The organism is Fructobacillus sp. EFB-N1 (assembly GCF_001038455.1).
GTDB lineage: Bacteria > Bacillota > Bacilli > Lactobacillales > Lactobacillaceae > Fructobacillus > Fructobacillus cardui.
Map to the genome: position 1 here is coordinate 1 of NZ_LDUY01000014.1, position 23,682 is coordinate 23,682.

The following is a 23,682-nucleotide window of genomic DNA, read 5'->3' on the forward strand; positions in this document are numbered from 1 at the left end:
CAGACGCCACTAGAAGTTTTTCGGAGTTGTTCGAATTAAACTTGTAATCTGCCAATTAAAGAACATTAGGAAATCCTATTTCCTCGGAAAGGAAGAATTTCCGGTCTTAAAAGGCATCGATTTAAACTTCGACCTTGGCGACTTCGTTTCCATCCTGGGTGAATCAGGTGGTGGTAAGTCAACACTGATGAACATCATTGGTGGGCTGGACCGTAACTTCTCTGGTGAAGTTTTAGTCAAGGGCAAGTTGCTCGACCACAAGCAAGAAAAGGAATTGGACCGTTACCGTCGAGAAACGATTGGCTACATTTACCAGTCCTATAACCTGGTTTCACACTTATCCGTCTTAGACAACGTCTTAGTTTCATTAGACATGACGACGCTAAACAAGAAGGAACGTGAAGACCGCGCCAAGGAACTCTTGCAAAAAGTTGGCTTGGAAAAGCAAATCAAAAAGTATCCAAATCAGCTGTCTGGTGGACAGAAGCAACGAGTAGCCATCGCCCGTGCCTTGGCCTCTGACCCGAAGGTCATCATTGCCGATGAGCCAACCGGTGCCTTGGATGCCGAAAATACGCTCGAAGTATTGGAATTATTAAACGACATCGCCAAAGAAGGTCGTTTGGTTATTACCGTTACCCACTCACAGGCCGTTGCCGATGCCGGTACGCGAATTGTGCGTTTGGCTGATGGCCAAATCGAGTCTGACGAGCGTCTCAAGCCAGCCTTTGAAACGGCCGATAAAGAAATGCTTGGTTCTCGTCCATTGCCTTTGATGGCTAGTATGCGAACAGCCGCTAAACACTTTAAGTACAACATCAAGCACAATTCATTGATTATCTTGGGAACTGCCATTGGTTTGTTTGCCGTGGTCTTGTTCTCAGGACTTGGAAATGGAATTTCCGGCTATATTGGTGATCAGATTGCCAAGGTAGCCAACCCACAGTCAGTCACCGTTTCTCGTTATAGTAAAGAAACTGACGGCGAATCAAGCGCTGCCACCCTTCTTGGTGGTGGCAGCACGGAAGCCTTTACTGCTGACCAAATTAAGCAAATCAAAGACACTTCCCACGTGTCAAAGGTTGAAAACTCTTATAACGCTTCCAATGTCAATACAACCTACAATGGCAAGTCAACAACCGTCACATCATTGACCAACTGGACCTCACAAAACACAACCGACTCAATCAAAGCCGGTCGCGTTCCGAAGACTAATGAAATCCTCTTAGATGAAACAACCGTGACAAAGCGTCTTGGCTTCAGTAACTACAAGGATGCCATCGGTAAGGAAGTCACTTTGACTTACCAAGTCCAAAATGGACAATCCGCTACTCCCGTGACATTCACTGCTAAGATTTCTGGTGTGACAAAGGCTAACAGCCAAGGTATCCCGCAAGCTTCTACAAGCACACGGACAATCGAAGCAGCCATGGAAAAAGCCGGCTTATCAACTGCCCCAAGCACATTGAGCTTGAAGGTTGACGATATGGACAACGTCAAGGCAACCACGAAGAAGATTGACGACATCAAGGATGGTTCTTCTAACCGCCTTTACAAGACTTCTTCTGTTATGAGCATCATTGACCAAGCTCAGACTTACGTCAACTTGGCAACTAACGTTTTGGCAACCATTGCAGGTATCTCATTGATTGTTTCAGCATTGATGATTATCGTCACGATGTACATGTCAGTTTCTGCCCGGACTAAGGAAATCGGAATTCTCCGTGCCATCGGTGAATCAAAGGGTGATATCCAATGGTTGTTCATTACTGAATCATTGATCACTGGTCTGATTTCAGCAGTCTTTGCTACTGGTTTGGCCTTCTTGGCTGAAGCTGGGGTCAACGCTGCCTTGAAGGGCACTGCTGATTACGCCTTCGTTCAAATTACTGTCGGCAATGTGACGACAGCGTTCGTCTTAGCAATCTTGATTTCATTGTTGGCCGCTATGCTGCCAGCCCGTCAAGCTTCTAAGTTGAACCCAATCGATGCATTGTCAGCTGACTAAGCTTTCATCATTGAATAGATAAATAAATAATATGAAACCTCAGAATTGAAACATAATTCTGGGGTTTTTGTTATGGGCAAATTTGGGCTACAACCCTAGACTAGTTTTATATTTTTTTATCGATTTTTCTTAATATGAATGACAAGTCAGCTAAATCATAATGACGGAATCTATTCGACCCATTAATTGATTTTCGATGTCAAAAAGCATAAAATGACATCGAAAGGAGAAAGTGACATTGAAAAATTTTGATTATCAAACACTCAATCACCTTGTTATTTCTCCAGAAATGATTAACAAAATGAATCAGATTTTTGAATTACGTGGTAAACTCACTGGCTTAAACAAAGTAAAAACACCCATTTTAGATCGTTTAGTCGAAGTTGCAAAAATTCAAAGTACAGATTCTTCTAATCGAATCGAAGGCATCTACACTAGTGATACCCGGCTGAAGCAATTAGTTGAAAAGAAAACCTCACCGCATAACCGAAGCGAGGCTGAGATTTCTGGGTACAGGGATGTTTTAGAACTTATCCATGAAAGTTACCCTTACATTCCGGTTTCTGGGAATACGATTTTAACCATACACAAACGCTTACTTAGTTTTACAGAAAGTACTTGGGGCGGTCATTTCAAAGACATCAATAATCAAATCATCACGCAATACGCTGATGGTTCAACCAAAGTCAGGTTTACTCCGCCTGCAGCTCACATGACCCCCACACTGATTGAAGAGCTCTGTACTGACTACAATGAAGCACAACAACTAAATAAATTCCCCACGATTCTCCTTTGCGGTGCCTTTATTTTTGATTTTGTTTCGATTCACCCTTTTAGAGATGGCAATGGACGCATGTCGCGCTTATTAATGCTGTTAACCCTGTATCAGTCACAATTTGATGTGGGCAAATATATCAGTATCGAAGCACTAATTGAAAAAACAAAGAATGATTACTACGAGTCTTTAGGAAATAGTTCTACAGGCTGGCATGAAAATACTAACGATTATGCGCCGTTTCTCAATTACTTTTTAAGCGTCGTACTGCAAGCATACCGTGAATTAAACGAGCGAATTACTCTTTCAGAACAAGATAAAACGTCTGCAGAAGAGCTCATTCTACAAACATTGCAGGATCAATTAAAGCCCTTGTCAAAATCCGAACTGATTTCACTTATTCCGACGTACAGTAAAAAGACGATTGAAAGAGCCTTACTGGAATTGAGAGAAGCGAATAAAATTCAGATGACTGGTGCCGGACGTTCAACAAAATATATTCTAATGGGGTAAAAATAATCGTCCAGCTTTTACCAACACCAGTTATTACTTTAAATGAACGACAAAAAAGCACCAACCGCAATCGGTTGGTGCTTTTCCATGTTCTCGTAAAACGATAATGTAAAGATTAACGCTTTGAGAATTGTGAAGCCTTACGGGCCTTCTTCAAACCTGGCTTCTTACGTTCCTTCATTCGAGCATCACGGGTCAAAAGACCAGCTTGCTTCAATGCAGAACGGAAATCTGGGTCAACAGTGAGCAAGGCACGGGCGATACCGTGACGAGTGGCTCCAGCTTGACCAGAGAAACCACCACCATTAACGTTAACCAAAACGTCATAGTTACCCAATGTATCTGTAGCGTTGAATGGTTGCAAAACAACTTCACGCAAGTTAGGGAAAGGAATGTAGTCTTCGATTGACTTGCCATTCATAGTGATGGCACCGTTACCAGGAACCAAACGGACCCGAGCAACTGAGTTCTTACGACGACCAGTTCCGGCATATTGTACTGCTGCAGTCATATTATCGGCACTCCTTTCTTAGACCAACTTGTTGATGTCAAGTACTTCAGGCTTCTGAGCAGCATGGTTGTGGTCTGCTCCAGCGTATACGTGCAAGTTCAAGCCTTGCTTACGTCCCAAAGATGTCTTAGGCAACATACCCTTGATTGACAATTCCAACAACTTTTCTGGATCATATTGACGGTAGTTACCGGCAGTACGTTCCTTCAATCCACCTGGGTGGTTTGAGTGATGGTAGTAAATCTTGTCAGTTACCTTCTTACCAGTCAACTTTACTTCACCAGCATTGATGATGATGACATTGTCACCCATATCAACGTTAGGTGTGAAAGTTGGCTTGTTCTTACCGCGCAAAATAGAAGCAACTACTGTTGACAAACGTCCCAAAACGACGTCCTTGGCATCAATAATGTACCACTTCTTTTCGATTTCGCTAGGCTTTGCTAAAAATGTTGTACGCATGGCGCGCTCCTTTGATTAGTTGTTTACATGTCAGGTCGTTCCTTACCTAACTTTTACAATAAGTTTCCGGGGCTTATCGTGAGGTAAACAATACCAACAACTATTATATCCATTAAGGCCGGCACTGTCAATTATTTTCCCGATTTTCTTGCTGGTTTTCCATCAAAAAAATCAGTTTTATTCAAGCCCATTTTCTTCAGCAAAGAGCCCAAAGAATTCTAATTTTCAACATTATGTTACAAAGTATTTAATTTAATGTGACAAATAAGTCACAGTCGTGTTATAGTACCTTTAAAGGAGGAATCCGTATGCTACATCTTAGAGATATATGGAAAACAAAACCCTTCTGGATTTTTATCGTCTTAATGAGCTTAATCGTCCTTGGTGGTAACACCGCCATTGCTTCAGTTGGGCCTAGCCCCTTACAGCAGCAACAGCAAGCCCCCACCAAGGTCGCTCAACCAAGCACACCGATTACAAATACCAATGCTAAACACATCCTGATGAAGCAGGTAGATATCGCAAAAAAACATGCTGAGTAATGTGGGTGTGCATTGGTTTACTTCTGCTATCGACAAAATCCGGATTCAATAATCGAGAACACTGGCTACCCGAACGCTGCCCAGTTTGCTAACAAAGACAAATTGGAGTCCCATACTCTTCTCCCCGTCATCTCCTTTAGTAAACCGTCGGCCTAGCCACGACCCTACTTCTCCTCAATAAACTTTTCAGTTCACTGGCAGCACTGATAAAAAAGGAGCCCCAACCGTGATTCATCGGTTGGGGCTTTTTGTTGTTTGAATTTAAAGGTAAAAAAATTACGATTAATCGCCTGGCCTTCGCTACTAACACCGTTACTGCTTGGCTGTAGGCTATCGACCCGTTAATTAAGCAAAAGCTACTACTTCAGTACCGGCATAGGCGGCTAAACGAGCAGACTTAAAGGTTAATTCCAACAACACTTCTTCTTCAGGGTGTGGGTGGTTCTTCAAGAAAACAGGGTTGGTAAAGTAAGATTGCACATCCTGCCAAGTTTTCTTGGAACGCACCATGGTCACTTGGTTGGATTCGATTCGGGCACCGTTTTCATTCAAAGGCGTCATGATAGCCACCTTGGCGTTCTGGTCCAAATCGGCAATCTTCGCCGTATCTGGTTGTGAAACCAGGTACCAAACATTGGGGCGGTCCGGATCAGCCGCAAAGCCCATAATCCGCAGGCTTGGTTGATCATCCTTGGCCGTTGCCACAAAAATCAATCCTCGAGCAGCCTGAATATATTCTTCAAATAATGTCATGTTAACCTCCGTGTGTCGACTACCATCACTTAATCAGCCAGCAAAAGTGCAAGCTGATTTTTTAAAGCGAAAAATTATCCTAACTCACAAACTATTATACACTACTTCATCCAAATATAAACCGGCTGCGGGCGCCGTGTAGCGCGCCTGCTCACGGTCCTTGGCAGCAATCAAAGCAGGAATGGCATCAACAGCCCGCCGGCCCGTGCCGATTTCCAGCAAAACGCCAACCATAATGCGAATCTGGTTATACAAGAAGGCGTTCCCCTCAAAGGTAAAGACCAGTTCGTGTTCGTCTTCTTTGACCTCGATTTCGGCCTTCGTGATGGTCCGGACGGTTGTCGCCGTCTGGTTTCCAGAGGCAGCAAAGGTGGCAAAGTCGTGTTCGCCAATCAAATCAGGCAGAGCCTGCTCAATCCGTTTCGGGTCCAAATGCCAGTGGAAGTGGCCGGTATAGCGGCGCTTAAAGGGATCGACATAGTCTTGGGTCGAAACCCGGTAGTAGTAACGCTTCTGGTGGGAAGCAAAACGGGCATGAAAGTCGTCTGAGACCTGGTCCACCTGCTTAATCAAAATGTCCCTGGGCAAAATGGTGTTTAGCCCCTTGCGGACGCCCTCACCCGGAATATTAAAAGGCAGGTCGAAGTGAACGACCTGACCATTGGCGTGAACGCCCGTATCAGTCCGTGAGGCCCCGACAACCTTAATTCGTTCAGCAGGATTCTTGCCCATCTGGTTGACGGCCTTGATTAATTCTCCCTGAACAGTACGGTGGCGTTCCACCCCATTTTTACTTTGTACTTGAAAGCCTAAAAAATCAGACCCGTCGTAAGCGACAATCGCACGATAACGCGGCATCGGCGGCTCCCTTCTTGCTAGTGTTGTTTAATTGATCCATAGTAATCCGATAAAAAGAAGGACAAACAATCCAGTGCCCAAAGCAGCCACTAAGTCTTGCTTGCTAAAGGATAAGACCCGGTACCGTGTCCGATTATCCGCAGATTCAAAACCGCGAACTTCCATGGCATTGGCTAAGTCTAACGCCCGTTGCAAGGCCCCGATAAAGAGCGGAATCAACAGGGGTAAAACGGCCTTCGACCGCTTGATGAGTGACCCGGTGGACAGTGACATCCCCCGCGACTTTTGCGCCTTCATCACCTTATCCGTTTCCAGCATCAGCAATGGCACAAAACGCAAAGCAATCGAGAGCATCAGTGCCAGTTCCGCAACTGGTACCTTAATCGCCTTCAGGGGCTTTAAGAGCGACTCGATGGCACTAGCAATAGCCGTTGGCGGCGTCGTCAGCGTTAGCGCCGTTGACATCAGGACGATCAGGACAAAGCGCAAAACTACATAGAGGGCGTTAATCAAGCCCGGCAACGTAATTTTTAAGAACTGCCAATGGAACAAGACGGGCGTGCCACCAGTAAAGAAGAGCTGTAGGCAGACGGTAAAGATGATAAGCCACATCACGGGTTTAATCCCCCGCCAGTAAAGTTCCAGGCTTTGTCCCGTTAAGACCAACGTTAGGGCCAAAAACAAGGTGGCAAGGGCGTAGGCCGGCCAGGTATTGGCAAAAATTAAGAGAAAGACATAGACTACCGTGACCAAAATTTTGGTTCTAGGATCAACCCGGTAAAGCCAAGCCTTGCCAGGAATAAATTGACCAATCACGAGGTTATTCATCTCGGTCACCTCCCGTCAAAGAATTTGGCATGGTCACCCGGTCCCAATCGACCTGGCACTTAATTTGCTCGGCCAAGTCCGTCACTGATTTTGGCAAATGGTCAAAATGATAACCATGGTCTTCGAGGTCCTTGGCGAAAGCCACTGGCTCCGGCAAGTCCAAGGCGTGGTCCAAGAACCATTGTCGGTCACGCAAAAAAAGCTGGTCGGGGGCTTCGATGGCCGCCACGCGACCGTCTTGCATCACGACCACTTGGTCTGCGAGCGCTAGCACCTGGTCCATCTGGTGAGAAATCAGGACCACCGTCTTCTGGGCGGCCTTTAACTCCTGGAGCAAGTCCAAAAGTTCCTCTTGGCCCTTGGGGTCGAGACCGGCAGCTGGCTCATCAAAAACCATGGCCTGCGGGTCCATTGCTAAAACACCTGCCAGCGCCACCCGGCGCATCTGTCCACCCGAAAGGTCAAAGGGCGAGTGCTGCCAAAATTCTTCCTTCATGCCGACCTGGATTAATGCTTCTTTCGCGAGGGCTTCCGCTTCCTCGTCATTCTTGCCAAAGTTTTTGGGGCCGTACATGACATCCTCTAAAACTGTGCTGGCGAAAAGCTGATTTTCCGGAAATTGGAAAACCATCCCCACTTGCGCGCGGACCGGTCCCAACGCCTTTTCCTTGGTCTTGCTGGTGACAACTTGGTCGCCAACCACGACTTGTCCACCACTTGGCAACAAGAGCGCATTCAGGTGTTGAACCAAGGTTGACTTGCCCGACCCAGTTTGGCCAACAATGGCTGTAATCTGACCGGCTTCAACCGTTAAATTGATATCGTCGAGAATCTGTTTGGCATTTTTCCCGGCGCCATAGTGAAAGCTTAATCCTTCAATGTTGATAGCCATGCTGCCAACTCCTGCTTCGTTAAATACTGATTGGGGGCCTTTGGCAAGGCCTGAGACAGCTGGGATTCAAAAGGTTGGTCTAAACCAAGCTCTTTGAGTGCCTGTCCCTGGACAAAGAGGTCTTGTGGCCGTTGATCAAAGGCTAACTGACCGTCGTTAATGACGACCACGCGGTCCGCCAGGGCGGCCTCCGCCATATCGTGAGTGATGACGATGAGCGTCAATTGGTCCTGATACTGATTTTTCAGGTCTTTTAAAGTCTGCAAAACAGCACTCTTCCCGGCTGGGTCGAGCATGGCCGTTGCTTCGTCTAAAATAATCACCTTGGGCTTCAGGGCCAAAACGGATGCCAATGCGACTCGCTGCTTCTGGCCACCCGAGAGCGTGTGTGGTTCCCGATCGGCAAAATCAGCCATCCCCACCTGCTGCAAGACTGCCTCAATCATCTTCGGCATTTCCTCAGACGGGACCTGGCGGTTTTCCAAACCAAAGGCAACGTCGTCAGCGACGGTAGCGCCGACAAACTGGTTATCTGGGTTTTGAAAAACCATCCCCACCTGGGCACGGGCTTCTGCCAGTGTCTCAATGGTCAGTTGCTGACCAAAGATACTAATCGTACCACTGTTGGCTTCTAAGAGGCCCAGGATTAGCTTGGCGAGCGTCGATTTCCCCGATCCATTATGGCCAACAATCGATAACCACTGGCCCTCTTGGACTTCGAGGTCAAAATCATGAAAGAGTGGGTCCTGGTCTGGGTACCCATAAGTCAAATTGTTAATTGTAATTGCGTTTGTCATTATCAAACATTTTACCATATTTGTAGGCTGAGGGCCGGTCACGGTGCCTTGCTTGGTGACAAGTTTGAAACGAACCAATTTTGATTTGGCTGAGATAGTTGACGAGCGCCACGAAAAAAGCCGACCAGTACGGTCGACTTATTATTCAATCCTTAGGCGGCAGCCCTTAAGGTTTTCGTAGTAGACCGCAATCCCAAGGCTTCGGGCTTAAAGTTCTCGTGGAGCACCACAACTCTTAGGCCTCGGGCTTAAAGTTCCTTTACCAGTTTGCTCGAATCACCGATTTCATTTTGTCTGGGTTCTTTTCAAGGCGGCATTGATTCGGTCCACCTGCGTTTGCTGGTCAACCTTGATAATCAACCAGATCACCAAGTAGGCGGTCACAAAAATCAACCAAAAGTTCAGGTTTAAGATGCCATGGAAGACACCAGCCAACCGATCCGTAAGGACGACCAAGGCAAAGGTCCCCAACAGATGAATGATAATGGCCGCCAAATAAGATAGGCGGTCAATGGTAAAAATCAAAGTTAATAGGCCAATCGCAGCACTCATCAGCAAGACGCCAACGATATCCTTTGTTGTGATTTCAATTGTCTGGACAGAAACCAGCAGGGCCAGTAAGTAGGTTAACGAACCATATTCCATACCACGAATTATTTTTAAGAATATTTTCTTCATTTTATCTCCTATAGGCCTAAGTGGGCCATCAGGGCCTTCACGTAACGCCGGCTGACTAAGGCCTGATTGCCACCAGCCAATTCCGCCGTCATATTCCCAGAAAAGCTGTTTGACAGCGACTGCAAGTGGTCGAGGTTAATCACGGCGTGCTTGGAAATTTGAACAAAGTTCGCCTGACCCAACCGGTCAACAAAATGTCCTAACCGCTCCTTCGCCAAAACCTGCCGGTTTGTAGTCGTAATCACGAGCTGACCGGCTTCCACATCAATCAAAATCAGGTCAGCGACCTTCAACAAAATAATTTCATCGGCTGTTTTGACCGAGAGAATACCGGATTGAGCCGTCGTTGCCTGTTTGGCAGAAGGCGCCGAGTGGTCACCACTCTCATCTGAGTTTGAATTTGCTGAGTGGGCCGTGAGCTCCTGTGAATACGCCAACAGGGATTGGTCAGCCATTACGACAGACGATTTTAGCGATGCGTCTGAATTAGCTGCTTCTCTCGATTGGTAGCGCCGCAAATAAGCCAACAAGTTGGTCACCTCTTGGGTAGTTTCTACCGCTTCTACCGTGACCTCCACCTGGTCAGTTTTCATTTGCTGATTTTTTCGAAAATGAACTTCCACTAAGCTTCTCCAACAAATTTTATTTCGTCTTCGCCTGGCTCCCACCGTCGTGCAGAACCTGTGCCAGTAATAAGAGACAACCGATTCCTATTAATCCCAACACAACTAGGTTGCTTTCCAGCCCCGTCAACAAGTGCCCCCATTGGGCCCGAATACCCATTTCTTGGTCAAAGCTCTTGATGACCGTGCTCTGTCCGGCAAAAGAGGATGAAATTGTCTTGTTCATCAGTACCTGGCGAAAAAGCGTCGCCACATAGAAGCTCGGGGTCACCTTCATCATTGTCTGGGCAAAATCAGGTAAGGAGCCGATTGGAATATAACCACCAACCAAAAAGCCACTGGCGGTCCCGACAATCGTTGCCACCTTTGATAAATTATCGACCGTTTCAATTCGGTTCAGAATCAAGGCATTCATAATCGTCGATAGAACAGCGCTTAACAGCATGACCCAAACGAGGCCCACCAAGCTTTCCACCGTCAAACTCAGACCATCAACCATCATAAAATAAACCGCCATCACTGCAAATACTGCTACCTGCATCAAGAAGCCCACAACCGCTGCACTCAAAAGATAGGCAGCACGACGGACAATTGGCTTTGTATCCGTTAAGAAAAGGTCCGCACTGACATGAGTCTCCTTGTCCTTCGCCAGCTGTGAGAGGGCCGTCAGCGTTGTTGTAACCCCAGTAATAGTCAAAGTCCCACCAATCAACCAGGTATCAAGGAGCTGATTTTTATGGGGAATACCGGTCCAAGCCGAACTAATCCCCTTCTTCAAGAAAACAATGTAAAGAATAAAGGAAATCAGAGCGCCCATCAAGGACATCACCACACCACTGCGGTTACGGAAATACAATAATTGGTTTCGTTTCATTAAGGCAAACATTAGCGCACCTCCTGCCCGGTTAAAGCAATAAAGGCATCGTCCATTGTGCCTTGTAAGTATTCAAAATCAGTCACGACGTCTTTATTTTGACTCAGCAAGGCAATCACTTCGCTAGCCGTTAGTCCCCTGATCAGTAACTGGCCCTCGCCTTGGTTGCTCTCAAAGTCATAGCCCTGGCTCAACAACCGTTCTGGTCCATCAGCATGGACCTCCAAGCGCAATTGACTCGGTGCATACTGGTGTTTAATTTCCTTTGAGGACCCACTGGCAATTACCTGGCCGTGATCGATGATATAAACTTGATCAGCCTGGTCCGTTTCATCCAAGTAATGTGTCGTCAAAACAATCGTGAGCTGGTCTTTTTTCTGCAGGTCCGCTAACAAGTGCCAAATTGCCCGCCTTGTCTGGATATCCAAACCGGTCGTCGGTTCATCTAAAAAAAGAATATCCGGCTTGTTCAGCAATGCCCTGGCAATATCAACCCGTCGTTTTTGACCACCGGATAATGTCCCATAACGTTGATCAGCAAAGGACGTTAGTCCTAAATCGTGGATTAAGATTTCTATTCGATCTGTAGGAACTCCCTTGTACTGGGCAGCCCGAATTGCAAGGTTTTCATGAACAGTTAGTTCCCCGTCTAGGACACTGTTCTGAAAGACCACGCCGATCTTAGTTTTTTCTGCATAAACGACTTCCCCACCGGCTGCTTGATCCAAACCCGTCAGCATTCGCATCGTGGTTGATTTACCCGCCCCGTTTGGTCCGAGCAACGCCGTTAAGGAACCCTTTTGTATTGATAAATTAATTTGCCTAACAGCCTCAAAGCTGCCATAGCGTTGACTCAAGTTAATCGCTTTTAAAATCATTCGTCTCTCCTCCAACTTCTTTATTCTAACCATATTTTAGTTTGCTGTCTCGCAATCCTCGCTAAGCGGTTAACTTTTGACCTTAAGCGGTTAACAAATCAGTAGTGTTGACTGATTTACCACTGTATTTTGAATATTTTTCGAATTAATTCTAATATATGTCAGCATATTCCATATTATCCGCATTTTTGTAAAAAACCTGTGTATAATAGGTTGAAATAGAGGAAAAGGGATCCATGAATGTCCAAAAACACCATTGCAATCGTCGGAGCAGGATTATCTGGCGTTTACATTGCTAAGCGGTTAGCCCGCAAACTCCGCAGAACTGATCACCAAGTTCTGCTTTTTAATGATGGCAGCAACGCGATGACCTTACAAAGCGTCTTACCACAAATCGCTGTTAATACTGTTCCCGTTGAGAGCGCCCGTTACGACCTCTACTTGCTTTTTAAAAACGACAAAAGCGTCACCTTCATCAACCAACGAGTTGACGACATCAACTTTAACAAACGCATCTTGATGACTAAGAAAAACGATTACCACTATGACTATCTAATTTTAGCAATGGGTAGTATCGGTTCTGATTTTGGTATTCCCGGTGTGGCTGAACACGCCACATTATTTAACTCATTTGATGGGGCATTAGCGGTTCGAGCTGATTTAGAGGAATTTTTGGAACAGCAAAAAAACAATCCTGAGCAAAGCTTAAATATTACAGTTGTTGGTGGTGGTCCGAGCGGGGTCGAACTAATGGCCGAACTAGCAAACTTTAAAAACTATCACCAAATTGATCCAGAACGCATTACACTAACCTTGGTGAATGCTAGTCAAGTTCTCTTGCCAGCCTTAACAGAGCCTGAGTTAAGTCAAAAGGCAAAAGATTTTTTGACGAGGCGAGGTGTTGAAGTCTTGAATGATACGCGGGTACTGGGGATGACCAAGCACCGACTAACTCTGCTAGACGGACAGCAACTATTAACCGATAAGGTCTACTGGGCAACCGGCTTACAAGTTGAACCAATTTCTAATCGTTGGGGAATTGCCATCAACGATCATGGCCAGCTAACCGTCGATAAGCACTTCCGTGTCCTCACCGAAGAGGGTGTGCCACTCTCAAACGTTTTTGCGGCTGGTAACATTGCCGCCTTTACTCAAAACAATCAGGAAGGGCTGCCCCAATTAGCGCTAGCGGCCGAATATGCTGGTAATATCATTATCAACAGATTGATTTGCCAATTAGGACTAGCTAAGGATCATGGACAAAGTGCTAAAGAGCAAAAAAATCCAGGTTATTTTGTTTCCCTTGGTAAGAACTATGGCCTCTCAAACGCCTATGGTCGCAATGGTTCTGCGGGACTAGTTGCTCGCTGGGCAAAGCATGCCATTAACCTATCCTTTTTCGCTGGAATTGGATCTGCTTACGGTTTCTTCCGTTACTTCCGCTATGGTCGTCCAAAGCGATAATCATTGGGTGATAGACAACTTAACAACACAAAAGATGCAAAGCATTTCGGGGTTTTACTATGTCCCAATTATCAAAAGAAGACAAAATTAATATTTATTATCTTTGGAAGAACCAACATGATAGTTCAAGACAAATTGCTAAAAACTACAACCTTAGTTTTAGCAATATCGAGTCCTTAATTGCTTTAATTGATAAAAATGGTTTATCTGTTTTAAATCCTCCTCATCAGTCATACTCAAATGTTTTGAAACTTGAAATTATACGGAAGATCCTTTATTCCAATCAATCAATACGGTCTATCTCACTTGAATTTGCTCTAGCAAGTAATGGACTTCTTTACAACTGGCTTCGTTCTTTCCATGAAAACAGTTATACTATCGTTACTAAGAAAAAAGGACGAAAGCCAAATGATCGATCAGGAGAAAGAACGGCTCGAAGCGGAAAATCGCAAGCTCAAGAACGAAAACCAAGCCATACAAGAGAAGAACTTGAGGCTGCGTACCATCAACAAATATACAAAAAATTAAGATGCCTTAGTGGACGAACGAATCGAACGCGAAAAACAGGACAAGCCGAAAAAAATCACCCAAGCGGTAACCCAACTAAGGCGAAAACTGAAAATACCCCTCACATTCATCTTGAATACCATTAACGGTAATCCGGATTTACCACACCTGTCTCGTAGCGATTACTACTACATCTTGAAAAAAGTTGGCAAGGACGTCAAGAATGAAAAGCTCATGAACCGAATTCGTGAGTTATTTGAGGAACATCATGCTCTCTATGGTTATCGTTGCATCACACTAAAGTTAAAGCGTGAAAGGATGATTGTGAATCATAAGAGGGTCAAAAGACTTATTTGTCCGCCTTACTGGACGCTTGTACACAAGAAATCGTTTCTTATGAAGTGTCAGGCATCCAAATTTAGCCCAAACAATTAGTATGATGGAAAAGGATGTGAAACGCTATCCGATCGCTGCTAAGCTAACCTTTCATACTGATCAAGGTTGGCAATATCAAAATCGTTACTTCCAACAGTGGCTATCGAGCCATGGTATGAGTCAGTCCGTGTCACGCAAAGAAAAGTCAACAGATAATGGCTTGATTGAGAGTTTTTTCGGCACGTTGAAACGAGAAATGTTTTTTGAGTTTCAACAAAACTTTCAATCACTTACCGAACTCAATCAAGCCATCAAAGAATATATTCACTATTACAATACAAAACGAATTAAGAGCAAATTAAAAGGACTGACACCGATTGAATATCGGGTGTCGGTCCTCAAGGCTGCTCAATGACATGTTTTAATTTTGAGGTTCATATCAGAAATGTTTTGCACCTTGTTTAGTTTAAAAACAATGTTGATAAAAAAGCTCGAAACCAATTAAGGTTTCGAGCTTTTTGCTTATCGAGCAATTAGTCAACTAACTCCAAGATAACCATTTGTGCAGCGTCGCCACGACGTTGAACAGTCTTTAAGATGCGAGTGTAACCACCATTACGTTCTGCAAAACGTGGTGCCACTTCTTCAAACAACTTTTGCAAAGCAGTTTGTACGCGAATGTTGTCGCCATCTTCCTTGACATCAGCAACTTCGTTACGCACGAACTTAGCGGCCTTACGACGGGCTGCCAAATCAGCGTGCTTACCGAGCGTGATCATCTTGTCAGCAGTCTTGCGAACTTCCTTGGCGCGGGCTTCAGTAGTTTGAATCCGACCATTGATCAACAAGTCAGTTGTCAAGTCACGCAACATTGCCTTACGTTGTGATGAAGTACGGCCTAGCTTACGGTATGACATCGGTTAATCCTCCTTTTTCTAAACTTTTGATGAATATTAATCTTCTTGACGGAAGCCTAAGCCCATTTCGGTCAACTTCTCTTGAATTTCGTCTAATGACTTACGTCCTAAGTTACGGACCTTCATCATGTCGGCTTCTGAACGATCAGTCAACTCTTCAATCGTGTTGATTCCTGCTCGCTTCAAGCAGTTGTATGAACGAACGGACAAGTCCAAATCTTCGATTGGAGCGGCATCAGCTGCAGTACTTGTAGCCTTTTCCGTTTCAACCATGACTTTAGTCTCTTGGGCAACAGGGGAAATATCCGTGAACAAGTTCAAGTGTTCTGTTAGAATCTTTGAACCAAGACTCAAAGCATCGCTTGGCTTGATTGAACCGTTAGTCCAAACTTCCATGGTCAGCTTATCGTAATCGTCGCGAGAACCAACACGCTTGTTTTCAACGTGGTAGTTAACTCGTTCGATTGGTGTATAAATCGAATCAACCGTTAAAACACCGATTGGCATTTCATCACGTAATTGCTTGTTTTCTTCAGCTGAAGAATAACCCCGACCCTTTACAGCCGTAACGGTCATGTGTAATGACTTTCCAGCTGCCAAAGTTGCAATATGCAAATCTGGGTTCAAGACTTCAATGTCAGCTGATCCTGTCAAATCAGCTGCAGTAACGTCCTTTGGTCCTTGAACATCAATTTCCAAAGCGTGCTCTTCAGCTGAGTCCGTAGCGAAAACAACTTTTTTCAAGTTCAAAATCAACTGGGTCACGTCTTCTACGACACCATCAACGGTTGAGAATTCGTGGACCACACCGTCGATTTGGACGGTGTTGACCGCTACGCCAGGAAGCGATGATAGCAAGACACGACGAAGGGAGTTACCCAAAGTCGTACCGTAGCCACGCTCCAGAGGTTCCACGATGAACTTACCGTAGTTGGCATCCTCTTCGATGTTATGAATATCTGGCTTTTCAAATTCAATCATCTGTTAACTCTAACCCCCTCTTTCAAAGCAAGCGCAATGAAATTAATTAAACACGACGACGCTTTGGTGGGCGTGATCCGTTATGGGGAACTGGGGTAACATCCTTGATTGACGTTACTTCAAGACCAGCTGCGGCCAATGCACGAATTGCTGATTCACGACCGGAACCAGGGCCCTTAACCGTAACAGCAACAGTGCGCATGTTAACTTCCAATGCGGACTTAGCAGCTGCTTCCGCTGCTTGTTGAGCAGCGAATGGTGTTGACTTACGTGATCCCTTGAATCCAAGGGCACCAGCTGATGACCAGGCAACAGCGTTACCTTGGGCATCGGTAATCATGACGATAGTGTTATTGAAAGTTGCGTGGATATGTGCCACACCAGATTCAATGTTCTTTTTCACACGACGCTTGCGTGTAGTACGAACTGCCATAATTTTGCCTCCTTTTCAAATTCTTTATAATTTCTCGGGTTAGTGATGACTAACCAACATTACACAACTGTGGTTGTGATAATCATTTCTCACAAAAGTGAGGCTCTTTTAGAAAAGGACAGCAGTCTTGCGACAATATGCCGTTTTCTTGTTAAAGAGATTAGTAAAAAGTGTTTTACTTCTTCTTACCAGCAATTGCCGTAGCTGGGCCTTTGCGAGTACGGGCGTTGTTCTTCGTGTGTTGTCCACGAACGGGCAATCCCTTACGGTGACGAATACCACGGTATGAGGCGATTTCTTGCAATCCCTTGATATCAAGGGATACCTTACGACGCAAGTCACCTTCCAACTGCAAGTTCAAAGCAGCGATAGCTTCACGGATTTGATCTTCTTGATCAACCGTCAAGTCGCGAACTCGAACGTCTTCAGAAACCTTAGCAGTAGCCAAGATCTTTTGGGCAGTTGTATTACCGATTCCGTAGATGTATGTTAAACCAATGACAATTCGCTTGTCACGTGGCAAATCGATACCTTCAATACGAGCCATAACAATTTACCTCCTTTTAATATTTTGAAAGAACTTCTAAGTTCATTTTCAAGCGTTTTTTATCTTTGTAAGTAAAAATTACTTACCTGCGCGTTGCTTGTGCTTAGGGTTAGCTGGGCAAATAATCATTGTCCGGCCGTTACGCTTAATCACACGGCAAGATTCGCACATTTTTTTAACTGATGGACGTACCTTCATAATCTATTCCTCCTATTCGGTTAACTGATTATAGACCGCCTCGCTGATTTTTAGCGGAAACGGTAAGTAATACGACCCTTTGTCAAGTCGTATGGTGACATTTCAACCGTGACACGGTCACCTGGCAAGATCCGAATATAATTCTTACGAATCTTCCCGGAAACGTGTGCTAAAATGACCGCACCATTTTCAAGTTCGACTTGAAACATTGCATTTGGCATCGTTTCTTTCACTTTGCCTTCAATTTCAATGACATCGTTGGCCACGCAGATTACCTCCTATGTAACCATCATTCAACATAATCGATAAGGCGGTCAACCTTATTGATTATACCAGGATTCCCCTGAATTATCAAGAAAAGCCTTTTAGTCCAAGGCATTCAAGACCGATTTTACATCAGCGTAAATTCGATCTAATTCACCATTACCATCGATGGTGTGCAAGACACCATGATTTTCATAGTAATCAACCAAAGGCAAGTTGGCCTTCTTGTTGACTTCCAAACGGTGTGCGATGACATCCTTTGTGTCATCGGCCCGTCCCCGGTTCATTAACCGGTCAACCAAAACTTGGTCAGGAACTTCAAAATACAAGGTAGCCGAAACCTTGTCGTTCTTTTCGGCTAAGAATTGGTCCAAGAACTTGGCCTGTTCTTCATTACGTGGGTAGCCGTCAAGCATAAAGCCGTTTTCAACTACGTCAGGTTGTGATAGTCGATCAGCGACCATCGCATTTGTAATTTCATCAGGAACTAAGTTACCAGCATCCATGAAGGCTTTTGCTTGTTGTCCAAGCTCAGTTTCTTCTTTCATGTTGGCCCGGAAGATATCGCCAGTACTAATGTGAACCATTGGGTAGTCAGCAATAATCTTCTCAGCTTGGGTTCCCTTACCTGCACCAGGTAGACCCAATAAAATTAGGTTTTTCGTCATGATTGAACTCCTTTTAAACCAGCTTAACGGATGAAGCCTACGTAGTTCTTCTTTTGCAAGAGACCATCAATTTGACGAATCAAATCAAGGGTAACCCCGATGGCAATCAGCAAAGAAGTTCCACCCAAGCCAATCTTTTCATTAAGTCCCCATACATCAGATGCAATCAATGGTACCAAGGCAACAAAGCCAAGGTACAAAGCCCCAACAAACGACAAGCGTAAGAGCAACTTTGTGACGAACTTTTGCGTTTCGACACCAGGACGAACATCAACAATGTAAGCCCCCTGCTTTTGCAAGTTTTCGGCCAACTTTTCAGGGTTAACCTGTACAAAGGCGTAGAAGTAAGTAAAGAGAATAATCAAAACGGTGTAGAAAATCGCTCCGGTTGTTGTTTGCATGGAGAAAATCTGTTGTAAAATTTTAAACCAGCCAACATTACTATACTTACTCTGGAAGGCGAAGAGAATTGTCTGTGGTGTTGAAATCAATGACGAAGCAAAGATCACAGGAATCACCCCAGAAACATTTAACTTCAAAGGTAGGTAAGCTTCCGCCCCATAGGAGGAAGCTGACCGTGTATATTGGATTTGCAAACGACGACTTGCTTCATAGAACCAAGTCGTAATTCCCACAACCAAAATGATTGCCGTCAGCAAAACCGCCATGAAAATCCAGCCGGTAACCTTGTCGTTGCCACTAGATTGCAGAACATTTTCCTTGAAAATTTCCCACAAACCAGAAGGCGTTTGAGAAATAATTCCAGAGAAGATAATCATGGAAACACCGTTTCCAAGACCCTTTTCGGTAATCATTTCTCCCAACCACATGGCAAAGAAAGTTCCAATTGTCATGACCGACCCAATCAGTAGGAAGGAGGTCACGTTATTGGTCTGCTTCACCAAACCATAGGCGGCTAAGGAGTTGAACCCAGCGGTAATTCCCACTGATTGCAAAAAGGCAAAGATAATGGTCAAGTACCGGGTAGCTTGATTCAGCTTCCGGCGACCAACTTCGCCTTGTTTACTCCATTCAACAAAACGTGGCACGATATCTAACTGCAGCAACTGCACAACAATCTGTGCAGTAACATAAGGCGAGACCCCCATCGCAAAGAGCGAGAAGTTCAGTAAGCCTCCACCCGAGAAAATATTTAAAATATTCAGCAAGCCTGAGCCAGAAACTGAATTCAAGGCAGCAGGATTAACACCTGGAACAGTGATATGAGTCCCAATGCGGTAAACAAAGAGAATCAAAATCGTCCAAAGCATCTTCTTACGAATATCTTTTTGTCGGATTGCATTAAATAGCGTGCGCCACATTTTAGATCACCTCGGTTGTACCACCAGCTTGTTCGATGGCCTTAACTGCAGCAGCAGAGAACTTGTGGGCCTTAATCGTCAACTTCTTTTCCAATTGACCATTACCCAAGACCTTGATTCCGTCTTTTTGGTTCTTTACTACACCGTTTTCAATCAACAAAGCAGGTGTTACTTCAGTGCCGTTATCGAAGTTGTTCAACTTGTCCAAGTTAACAACTGCGAATTCCTTGCGTGAGATGTTTGTAAATCCACGCTTTGGAATACGACGGTACAAAGGCATTTGTCCACCTTCGAACCCAAGACGTGTCTTACCACGGGCCTTTTGTCCCTTTTGGCCTCGACCAGCAGTCTTACCGTTTCCAGATGAAGTACCACGACCAACACGGTTACGTGTCTGGCGTGAACCCAAAGCAGGTTGCAATTCGTTCAAATTCATCGTTTGGTCCCTCCTTTTTCTAAAATTTTTTTATTTTACTTCTTCAACAGCAACCAAGTGAGCAATATGGAAAATTGCGCCACGAGTAGCTGCGTTATCAGGCTTCACCACTGAGCTTGACACACGGTTAAGTCCAAGTGACTTAACAATGGCACGTTGCTTAGGCAAGCGATGAGCCGCACTCTTAATCAAAGTGATTTTCAAATCAGCCATGTTATCGCTCCTTATTCAGCCAAGTGTTCCAATGAAACACCACGTAACTTTGCCACTTGTTCAGCATCCTTCAAGTTGTTCAATGCATCAAAAGTTGCACGAACAACGTTGACAGGAGTTGATGAACCCAATGACTTAGCAGTCACATCGTTGATACCAGCCAATTCCATTACGGAACGAGTAGCACCACCGGCGGCAACCCCAGCACCTTCCTTAGCAGGCTTAACCAGGATCTTACCACCAGCCCATTCACCAAGAACTTCGTGAGGAATAGTAGTACCAACTGTTGGTACAGTGATCAAGTTACGCTTTGCGTCTTCAACGGCCTTACGGATAGCTTCTGGCACTTCTTGTGCCTTACCAGTTCCAAAACCAACGTGACCTTGCTTGTCACCAACGACAACCAAAGCACCGAAGCGCAAACGACGTCCACCCTTAACAACCTTGGTAACACGGTTAATTGCAACAACGTTTTCTTCTAATTCGCCTAATTCCTTAGGGTTTACGAATTCAACCATTTGTATTATTCCTCCTTTCCTTAGAACTTCAAACCGTTTTCACGAGCAGCGTCGGCCAAGGCCTTCACACGTCCGTGATAAACATAACCACCACGATCGAAGACAACTTCTTCGATGTTAGCAGCCTTAGCATTCTTAGCGATCATCTCGCCAACCTTAACGGCTTGTTCAACCTTTGTACCGGTAACATCGGCACTTTGTGATGAGGCACTTGCTAGCGTTACACCCGCTACGTCATCAATTAATTGAGCGTAGATGTTGACATTAGAACGGAAAACGTTCAAACGTGGGCGAGCAGCAGTACCAGAGATCTTGCCGCGGACACGCTTGTGGCGTTGTACGCGAAGCTTATTCTTATCTGGTTTCGTAATCATAGCTGTGCTTTCCTTTTCTTTAAGTGGTTCAACCACTTTCAAATAATCTTTGTTTATTAAATGTAAAACGGGTTAAGAAGCTAAAAGCTTACTTACCAGTCTTACCTTCCTTACGACGGACAACTTCGCCTTCGTAACGAATTCCCTTACCCTTATATGGTTCAGGTGGGCGAATTGCGCGAACTTCCGCAGCAAAATCACCAACTGCTTGCTTTGAGATTCCAGAAATCTTGATAGTCAAGGCATCAGGAACTTCAACAGTCAAACCTTCGCGGTCTTCAAAGTCAACTGGGTGTGAATACCCAACTGACAAAGTCAACTTTGAACCAGACTTTGCGGCACGGTAACCAACACCAACCATCTTCAAAGTCTTTGAGAAGCCGTTAGTAACGCCTTCAACCATGTTTGAGAAGTTTGCAGTAGTCGTACCGTGCAATGCACGGTGCTTCTTATCTTCCGCTGCACGAGTAAATGATACTTCAGTACCATCCATGTGCATCGTGATTTCAGGGTTGATCGTGTAGTTCAATTCACCCTTAGGTCCCTTAACAGTCACAAATTGACCATCTTGCTTAACTTCAACGCCAGCAGGGATCGTAACGATTTTGTTTCCAATACGGCTCATGGTAAGTCTCCTTTCTTAGATATATTACCAAACGTAAGCCAGCACTTCGCCACCGACTTGCTTAGCACGTGCTACCTTATCAGTTACAACACCGTTTGATGTTGAAACAATGGCGATACCAAGACCATTCAAGACCTTTGGCATTTCTTCGGCCTTAGCATACTTACGCAAACCAGGCTTCGAAACACGCTTAATACCAGTGATGACACGCTCTTGATCTTCTCCGTACTTCAAAAATACACGGATAACACCTTGCTTGTTGTCTTCCAAGTATTCTACATCACGGATGAAACCTTCTTGCTTCAAGATCTCGGCAATGCTCTTCTTCATTTTTGATGCTGGAATTTCAACGGAAGCGTGACGCGCCATGTTGGCGTTACGGATTCGAGTCAAAAAATCAGCGATTGGATCAGTCATAGACATCTATCGATATCCTCCTTTTATATTTTGAACGTCATCAAGAATTTGACACGCTCTTAAGTGTTCAAGACACTTGTCACAAACACTTAAAAACGCGCCACCCAAATGAGTGACCGCATTTTTAAATTACTTACTTGGCAAAAGGCATACCCAAGCCAGAAAGCAATTCGAAACCTTCTTCGTCGTTTGCAGCAGTCGTTACAATAACGATGTCCAAACCACGAACGCGGTTAACCTTGTCAAAGTCGATTTCAGGGAAAATCAACTGTTCACGGATTCCCAAAGTGTAGTTTCCGCGACCATCAAAGGCCTTAGAAGAAACACCGTGGAAGTCACGAACTCGAGGCAAAGAGATGTTAATCAACTTGTCCAAGAATTCAAACATACGTTCTCCACGCAAAGTAACCTTTGTACCGATAGCCATTCCTTCACGAAGACGGAATCCAGCAATTGACTTCTTTGCACGAGTGATAACTGGTTGTTGTCCAGCAATCAACTTCAATTCTTCAACCGCTTCATCGAGGTTCTTTGAGTTTGAAACCGCATCACCAACACCCATGTTCAAAACGATCTTTTCGATCTTTGGGGCTTGCATTGGTGAAGTAAAGTTAAACTTCTTGATCAAAGCAGGTTGAACTTCATTAACATATTTTACTTTTAATTCATTTGCCATGATAATGATTTCTACCTTTCAAAATAGATTATAGCTTTTTTTAGCCTAACACATTGCCAGACTTCTTAGCAAAACGTACTTTCTTGCCATCTTCAAACTTGAAGCCAACCTTGGTTGGTTCGTTAGTTGATGGGTCAATCAATTGTACGTTTGATGCGTGGATAGGTGCTTCGATATCGATAACACCACCCTGTGGGTATTCGTTAGAAGGCTTTTGATGCTTCTTAACGAGGTTTACGCCTTCGACAACGACACGGTTCTTGGCAGCAACAGTCTTAGTGATTGTTCCTTCCTTACCCTTGTCCTTACCAGCGATGACGCGAACCTTATCACCTGTTTTTACAAACATGATTGGCTCCTCCTAGTAGTATTAAAGCACTTCTGGTGCCAATGAAACGATTCGCGTAAAGTTGTTGTCACGCAATTCACGTGCGACAGGGCCAAAAATACGCGTTCCAACTGGTGACTTGTCATCCTTAACGATAACAGCAGCGTTTTCATCGAAGTTGATGTATGAACCGTCAGTCCGACGTACGTCAGATACAGTTCGTACGATGACAGCCTTAACGACGTCACCCTTCTTAACGTTACCACCAGGGATAGCTTGCTTGACAGTAGCAACAATCATGTCACCAATACCAGCAACTTTACGGCCAGAACCACCGAGCACTTTAATCGTCAAGATTTCACGTGCGCCAGAGTTATCAGCCACTTTCAAACGACTCTCTTGTTGAATCATGGTTCATCCTCCTTGT

Annotated in this window: 35 protein-coding genes; 7 read left to right on the top strand and 28 right to left on the bottom strand. The window is 44.8% G+C overall.

The annotated features are described in order from the left end of the window. Positions 1 to 34 precede the first annotated feature (34 nt). A complete protein-coding gene (locus FEFB_RS04115; RefSeq protein ID WP_152666235.1) occupies positions 35 to 2,008 on the top strand; it encodes an ATP-binding cassette domain-containing protein in 1,974 nt (657 codons plus the stop codon). A 238-nt stretch (positions 2,009 to 2,246) separates the two neighbouring features. Beyond that, positions 2,247 to 3,296 carry a Fic family protein gene (locus tag FEFB_RS04120; RefSeq protein ID WP_235271958.1) on the top strand — a complete coding sequence of 350 codons (1,050 nt, stop codon included), beginning with the start codon at positions 2,247 to 2,249 and terminating at the stop codon, positions 3,294 to 3,296. A 115-nt stretch (positions 3,297 to 3,411) separates the two neighbouring features. Here the strand turns inward: FEFB_RS04120 and rpsI are convergent, their stop codons facing one another. Together rpsI and rplM are read right to left on the bottom strand one after the other, a co-directional pair. Then, a complete protein-coding gene (gene rpsI, locus FEFB_RS04125; protein ID WP_047974990.1) occupies positions 3,412 to 3,807 on the bottom strand; it encodes a 30S ribosomal protein S9 in 396 nt (131 codons plus the stop codon). A gap of 18 nt (positions 3,808 to 3,825) precedes the next feature. Then, positions 3,826 to 4,269, bottom strand: coding sequence for a 50S ribosomal protein L13 (rplM, locus tag FEFB_RS04130; RefSeq protein ID WP_047974991.1), 444 nt, complete (start codon positions 4,267 to 4,269; stop codon positions 3,826 to 3,828). A gap of 308 nt (positions 4,270 to 4,577) precedes the next feature. On the opposite strand from rplM, the gene FEFB_RS04135 reads away from it, so the two are divergent. Continuing rightward, on the top strand, positions 4,578 to 4,811 hold the full coding sequence (locus FEFB_RS04135; RefSeq protein ID WP_047974992.1) for a hypothetical protein: 234 nt from the start codon (positions 4,578 to 4,580) through the stop codon (positions 4,809 to 4,811). A 345-nt stretch (positions 4,812 to 5,156) separates the two neighbouring features. Here the strand turns inward: FEFB_RS04135 and FEFB_RS04140 are convergent, their stop codons facing one another. From FEFB_RS04140 to FEFB_RS04180, 9 genes are all read right to left on the bottom strand, one after another. Beyond that, positions 5,157 to 5,564 (bottom strand): pyridoxamine 5'-phosphate oxidase family protein, encoded by a 408-nt coding sequence (locus tag FEFB_RS04140; RefSeq protein ID WP_047974993.1) that lies wholly within the window; start codon positions 5,562 to 5,564, stop codon positions 5,157 to 5,159. Positions 5,565 to 5,648: 84 nt separating this feature from the next. Beyond that, positions 5,649 to 6,422 (bottom strand): tRNA pseudouridine(38-40) synthase TruA, encoded by a 774-nt coding sequence (gene truA, locus FEFB_RS04145; protein WP_047974994.1) that lies wholly within the window; start codon positions 6,420 to 6,422, stop codon positions 5,649 to 5,651. Between the two features lie 27 nt (positions 6,423 to 6,449). Further along, entirely contained in the window at positions 6,450 to 7,250 is an 801-nt protein-coding gene (locus FEFB_RS04150; protein WP_047974995.1) for an energy-coupling factor transporter transmembrane protein EcfT, read from the bottom strand. After that, the gene (locus tag FEFB_RS04155; protein ID WP_047974996.1) at positions 7,243 to 8,142 is read right to left on the bottom strand and encodes an energy-coupling factor transporter ATPase; all 900 of its coding nucleotides are present in this window, start codon (positions 8,140 to 8,142) and stop codon (positions 7,243 to 7,245) included. The genes FEFB_RS04150 and FEFB_RS04155 overlap by 8 nt, the downstream gene beginning before the upstream one ends. Continuing rightward, positions 8,118 to 8,939: an energy-coupling factor transporter ATPase gene (locus FEFB_RS04160; protein WP_047974997.1), complete on the bottom strand. Its 822-nt coding sequence runs from the start codon at positions 8,937 to 8,939 to the stop codon at positions 8,118 to 8,120. The genes FEFB_RS04155 and FEFB_RS04160 overlap by 25 nt, the downstream gene beginning before the upstream one ends. 285 nt (positions 8,940 to 9,224) lie before the next feature. Continuing rightward, the gene (locus FEFB_RS04165) at positions 9,225 to 9,617 is read right to left on the bottom strand and encodes a DUF3021 domain-containing protein (protein WP_047974998.1); all 393 of its coding nucleotides are present in this window, start codon (positions 9,615 to 9,617) and stop codon (positions 9,225 to 9,227) included. Between the two features lie 8 nt (positions 9,618 to 9,625). After that, positions 9,626 to 10,240: a LytTR family DNA-binding domain-containing protein gene (locus FEFB_RS04170; RefSeq protein ID WP_235271959.1), complete on the bottom strand. Its 615-nt coding sequence runs from the start codon at positions 10,238 to 10,240 to the stop codon at positions 9,626 to 9,628. A 19-nt stretch (positions 10,241 to 10,259) separates the two neighbouring features. Then, positions 10,260 to 11,126: an ABC transporter permease gene (locus FEFB_RS04175; protein ID WP_047974999.1), complete on the bottom strand. Its 867-nt coding sequence runs from the start codon at positions 11,124 to 11,126 to the stop codon at positions 10,260 to 10,262. Then, complete coding sequence (locus tag FEFB_RS04180) at positions 11,126 to 11,992, bottom strand: ABC transporter ATP-binding protein (RefSeq protein WP_047975000.1); 867 nt, start codon at positions 11,990 to 11,992, stop codon at positions 11,126 to 11,128. The genes FEFB_RS04175 and FEFB_RS04180 overlap by 1 nt, the downstream gene beginning before the upstream one ends. Positions 11,993 to 12,232: 240 nt before the next feature. Here FEFB_RS04180 and FEFB_RS04185 point away from each other — a divergent pair, with 240 nt between their 5' ends. From FEFB_RS04185 to FEFB_RS08990, 4 genes are all read left to right on the top strand, one after another. After that, positions 12,233 to 13,456 carry an NAD(P)/FAD-dependent oxidoreductase gene (locus FEFB_RS04185; RefSeq protein WP_047975001.1) on the top strand — a complete coding sequence of 408 codons (1,224 nt, stop codon included), beginning with the start codon at positions 12,233 to 12,235 and terminating at the stop codon, positions 13,454 to 13,456. Positions 13,457 to 13,515: 59 nt separating this feature from the next. After that, positions 13,516 to 14,109, top strand: a complete 594-nt coding sequence (locus FEFB_RS08980) for a hypothetical protein (protein ID WP_152666236.1) — start codon at positions 13,516 to 13,518, stop codon at positions 14,107 to 14,109. Between the two features lie 88 nt (positions 14,110 to 14,197). Continuing rightward, a complete protein-coding gene (locus tag FEFB_RS08985) occupies positions 14,198 to 14,398 on the top strand; it encodes an IS3 family transposase (RefSeq protein WP_152666237.1) in 201 nt (66 codons plus the stop codon). 16 nt (positions 14,399 to 14,414) lie between these two features. Further along, on the top strand, positions 14,415 to 14,753 hold the full coding sequence (locus FEFB_RS08990) for an IS3 family transposase (RefSeq protein WP_161795090.1): 339 nt from the start codon (positions 14,415 to 14,417) through the stop codon (positions 14,751 to 14,753). 118 nt (positions 14,754 to 14,871) lie between these two features. Here FEFB_RS08990 and rplQ read toward each other — a convergent pair whose 3' ends face one another. From rplQ to rplN, 17 genes are all read right to left on the bottom strand, one after another. After that, positions 14,872 to 15,255 (bottom strand): 50S ribosomal protein L17, encoded by a 384-nt coding sequence (gene rplQ / locus FEFB_RS04200; protein ID WP_047975003.1) that lies wholly within the window; start codon positions 15,253 to 15,255, stop codon positions 14,872 to 14,874. A 36-nt stretch (positions 15,256 to 15,291) separates the two neighbouring features. Then, positions 15,292 to 16,236 (bottom strand): DNA-directed RNA polymerase subunit alpha, encoded by a 945-nt coding sequence (locus tag FEFB_RS04205; RefSeq protein ID WP_047975004.1) that lies wholly within the window; start codon positions 16,234 to 16,236, stop codon positions 15,292 to 15,294. A 46-nt stretch (positions 16,237 to 16,282) separates the two neighbouring features. Further along, complete coding sequence (gene rpsK, locus FEFB_RS04210) at positions 16,283 to 16,669, bottom strand: 30S ribosomal protein S11 (RefSeq protein WP_047975005.1); 387 nt, start codon at positions 16,667 to 16,669, stop codon at positions 16,283 to 16,285. Positions 16,670 to 16,844: 175 nt separating this feature from the next. Next, positions 16,845 to 17,216: a 30S ribosomal protein S13 gene (rpsM, locus tag FEFB_RS04215; protein ID WP_047975006.1), complete on the bottom strand. Its 372-nt coding sequence runs from the start codon at positions 17,214 to 17,216 to the stop codon at positions 16,845 to 16,847. Positions 17,217 to 17,294: 78 nt separating this feature from the next. Then, complete coding sequence (gene rpmJ, locus FEFB_RS08455) at positions 17,295 to 17,414, bottom strand: 50S ribosomal protein L36 (protein WP_074717856.1); 120 nt, start codon at positions 17,412 to 17,414, stop codon at positions 17,295 to 17,297. A gap of 50 nt (positions 17,415 to 17,464) precedes the next feature. Next, positions 17,465 to 17,680 (bottom strand): translation initiation factor IF-1, encoded by a 216-nt coding sequence (gene infA / locus FEFB_RS04220; RefSeq protein ID WP_010691205.1) that lies wholly within the window; start codon positions 17,678 to 17,680, stop codon positions 17,465 to 17,467. Positions 17,681 to 17,779: 99 nt separating this feature from the next. Next, positions 17,780 to 18,346, bottom strand: coding sequence for an adenylate kinase (locus FEFB_RS04225; protein WP_047975007.1), 567 nt, complete (start codon positions 18,344 to 18,346; stop codon positions 17,780 to 17,782). A 23-nt stretch (positions 18,347 to 18,369) separates the two neighbouring features. Continuing rightward, positions 18,370 to 19,668 carry a preprotein translocase subunit SecY gene (gene secY, locus FEFB_RS04230; protein ID WP_047975008.1) on the bottom strand — a complete coding sequence of 433 codons (1,299 nt, stop codon included), beginning with the start codon at positions 19,666 to 19,668 and terminating at the stop codon, positions 18,370 to 18,372. A 1-nt stretch (position 19,669) separates the two neighbouring features. Continuing rightward, positions 19,670 to 20,104 (bottom strand): 50S ribosomal protein L15, encoded by a 435-nt coding sequence (gene rplO, locus FEFB_RS04235; RefSeq protein WP_047975009.1) that lies wholly within the window; start codon positions 20,102 to 20,104, stop codon positions 19,670 to 19,672. A gap of 30 nt (positions 20,105 to 20,134) precedes the next feature. After that, the gene (rpmD, locus tag FEFB_RS04240; protein WP_047975010.1) at positions 20,135 to 20,317 is read right to left on the bottom strand and encodes a 50S ribosomal protein L30; all 183 of its coding nucleotides are present in this window, start codon (positions 20,315 to 20,317) and stop codon (positions 20,135 to 20,137) included. An 11-nt stretch (positions 20,318 to 20,328) separates the two neighbouring features. Continuing rightward, a complete protein-coding gene (gene rpsE / locus FEFB_RS04245) occupies positions 20,329 to 20,835 on the bottom strand; it encodes a 30S ribosomal protein S5 (RefSeq protein ID WP_047975011.1) in 507 nt (168 codons plus the stop codon). 20 nt (positions 20,836 to 20,855) lie between these two features. Next, positions 20,856 to 21,209 carry a 50S ribosomal protein L18 gene (gene rplR / locus FEFB_RS04250; protein WP_047975012.1) on the bottom strand — a complete coding sequence of 118 codons (354 nt, stop codon included), beginning with the start codon at positions 21,207 to 21,209 and terminating at the stop codon, positions 20,856 to 20,858. An 88-nt stretch (positions 21,210 to 21,297) separates the two neighbouring features. After that, a complete protein-coding gene (gene rplF, locus FEFB_RS04255) occupies positions 21,298 to 21,834 on the bottom strand; it encodes a 50S ribosomal protein L6 (RefSeq protein WP_047975013.1) in 537 nt (178 codons plus the stop codon). 24 nt (positions 21,835 to 21,858) lie between these two features. Beyond that, positions 21,859 to 22,257, bottom strand: coding sequence for a 30S ribosomal protein S8 (gene rpsH / locus FEFB_RS04260; protein WP_047975014.1), 399 nt, complete (start codon positions 22,255 to 22,257; stop codon positions 21,859 to 21,861). A gap of 127 nt (positions 22,258 to 22,384) precedes the next feature. Further along, positions 22,385 to 22,927 carry a 50S ribosomal protein L5 gene (rplE, locus tag FEFB_RS04265; RefSeq protein WP_047975015.1) on the bottom strand — a complete coding sequence of 181 codons (543 nt, stop codon included), beginning with the start codon at positions 22,925 to 22,927 and terminating at the stop codon, positions 22,385 to 22,387. A gap of 40 nt (positions 22,928 to 22,967) precedes the next feature. Continuing rightward, on the bottom strand, positions 22,968 to 23,276 hold the full coding sequence (gene rplX / locus FEFB_RS04270; protein WP_047975016.1) for a 50S ribosomal protein L24: 309 nt from the start codon (positions 23,274 to 23,276) through the stop codon (positions 22,968 to 22,970). A 21-nt stretch (positions 23,277 to 23,297) separates the two neighbouring features. Continuing rightward, a complete protein-coding gene (rplN, locus tag FEFB_RS04275) occupies positions 23,298 to 23,666 on the bottom strand; it encodes a 50S ribosomal protein L14 (protein ID WP_047975017.1) in 369 nt (122 codons plus the stop codon). Between the last annotated feature and the right edge of the window lie 16 nt (positions 23,667 to 23,682).

What these genes read in the sequence shown, in the direction of transcription:
- rpsI (WP_047974990.1), bottom strand. Translation starts at nt 3,807, where the DNA reads ATGACTGCAGCAGTACAATATGCCGGAACTGGTCGTCGTAAGAACTCA.
- rplM (WP_047974991.1), bottom strand. Translation starts at nt 4,269, where the DNA reads ATGCGTACAACATTTTTAGCAAAGCCTAGCGAAATCGAAAAGAAGTGG.
- FEFB_RS04135 (WP_047974992.1), top strand. Translation starts at nt 4,578, where the DNA reads ATGCTACATCTTAGAGATATATGGAAAACAAAACCCTTCTGGATTTTT.
- FEFB_RS04140 (WP_047974993.1), bottom strand. Translation starts at nt 5,564, where the DNA reads ATGACATTATTTGAAGAATATATTCAGGCTGCTCGAGGATTGATTTTT.
- truA (WP_047974994.1), bottom strand. Translation starts at nt 6,422, where the DNA reads ATGCCGCGTTATCGTGCGATTGTCGCTTACGACGGGTCTGATTTTTTA.
- FEFB_RS04150 (WP_047974995.1), bottom strand. Translation starts at nt 7,250, where the DNA reads ATGAATAACCTCGTGATTGGTCAATTTATTCCTGGCAAGGCTTGGCTT.
- FEFB_RS04155 (WP_047974996.1), bottom strand. Translation starts at nt 8,142, where the DNA reads ATGGCTATCAACATTGAAGGATTAAGCTTTCACTATGGCGCCGGGAAA.
- FEFB_RS04160 (WP_047974997.1), bottom strand. Translation starts at nt 8,939, where the DNA reads ATGACAAACGCAATTACAATTAACAATTTGACTTATGGGTACCCAGAC.
- FEFB_RS04165 (WP_047974998.1), bottom strand. Translation starts at nt 9,617, where the DNA reads ATGAAGAAAATATTCTTAAAAATAATTCGTGGTATGGAATATGGTTCG.
- FEFB_RS04175 (WP_047974999.1), bottom strand. Translation starts at nt 11,126, where the DNA reads ATGTTTGCCTTAATGAAACGAAACCAATTATTGTATTTCCGTAACCGC.
- FEFB_RS04180 (WP_047975000.1), bottom strand. Translation starts at nt 11,992, where the DNA reads ATGATTTTAAAAGCGATTAACTTGAGTCAACGCTATGGCAGCTTTGAG.
- FEFB_RS04185 (WP_047975001.1), top strand. Translation starts at nt 12,233, where the DNA reads ATGTCCAAAAACACCATTGCAATCGTCGGAGCAGGATTATCTGGCGTT.
- FEFB_RS08980 (WP_152666236.1), top strand. Translation starts at nt 13,516, where the DNA reads ATGTCCCAATTATCAAAAGAAGACAAAATTAATATTTATTATCTTTGG.
- FEFB_RS08985 (WP_152666237.1), top strand. Translation starts at nt 14,198, where the DNA reads ATGAACCGAATTCGTGAGTTATTTGAGGAACATCATGCTCTCTATGGT.
- rplQ (WP_047975003.1), bottom strand. Translation starts at nt 15,255, where the DNA reads ATGTCATACCGTAAGCTAGGCCGTACTTCATCACAACGTAAGGCAATG.
- FEFB_RS04205 (WP_047975004.1), bottom strand. Translation starts at nt 16,236, where the DNA reads ATGATTGAATTTGAAAAGCCAGATATTCATAACATCGAAGAGGATGCC.
- rpsK (WP_047975005.1), bottom strand. Translation starts at nt 16,669, where the DNA reads ATGGCAGTTCGTACTACACGCAAGCGTCGTGTGAAAAAGAACATTGAA.
- rpsM (WP_047975006.1), bottom strand. Translation starts at nt 17,216, where the DNA reads ATGGCTCGTATTGAAGGTATCGATTTGCCACGTGACAAGCGAATTGTC.
- rpmJ (WP_074717856.1), bottom strand. Translation starts at nt 17,414, where the DNA reads ATGAAGGTACGTCCATCAGTTAAAAAAATGTGCGAATCTTGCCGTGTG.
- FEFB_RS04225 (WP_047975007.1), bottom strand. Translation starts at nt 18,346, where the DNA reads ATGACGAAAAACCTAATTTTATTGGGTCTACCTGGTGCAGGTAAGGGA.
- secY (WP_047975008.1), bottom strand. Translation starts at nt 19,668, where the DNA reads ATGTGGCGCACGCTATTTAATGCAATCCGACAAAAAGATATTCGTAAG.
- rplO (WP_047975009.1), bottom strand. Translation starts at nt 20,104, where the DNA reads ATGAATTTGAACGAATTGCAACCTGCTTTGGGTTCACGCCAGACACGT.
- rpmD (WP_047975010.1), bottom strand. Translation starts at nt 20,317, where the DNA reads ATGGCTGATTTGAAAATCACTTTGATTAAGAGTGCGGCTCATCGCTTG.
- rpsE (WP_047975011.1), bottom strand. Translation starts at nt 20,835, where the DNA reads ATGGTTGAATTCGTAAACCCTAAGGAATTAGGCGAATTAGAAGAAAAC.
- rplR (WP_047975012.1), bottom strand. Translation starts at nt 21,209, where the DNA reads ATGATTACGAAACCAGATAAGAATAAGCTTCGCGTACAACGCCACAAG.
- rplF (WP_047975013.1), bottom strand. Translation starts at nt 21,834, where the DNA reads ATGAGCCGTATTGGAAACAAAATCGTTACGATCCCTGCTGGCGTTGAA.
- rpsH (WP_047975014.1), bottom strand. Translation starts at nt 22,257, where the DNA reads ATGTCTATGACTGATCCAATCGCTGATTTTTTGACTCGAATCCGTAAC.
- rplE (WP_047975015.1), bottom strand. Translation starts at nt 22,927, where the DNA reads ATGGCAAATGAATTAAAAGTAAAATATGTTAATGAAGTTCAACCTGCT.
- rplX (WP_047975016.1), bottom strand. Translation starts at nt 23,276, where the DNA reads ATGTTTGTAAAAACAGGTGATAAGGTTCGCGTCATCGCTGGTAAGGAC.
- rplN (WP_047975017.1), bottom strand. Translation starts at nt 23,666, where the DNA reads ATGATTCAACAAGAGAGTCGTTTGAAAGTGGCTGATAACTCTGGCGCA.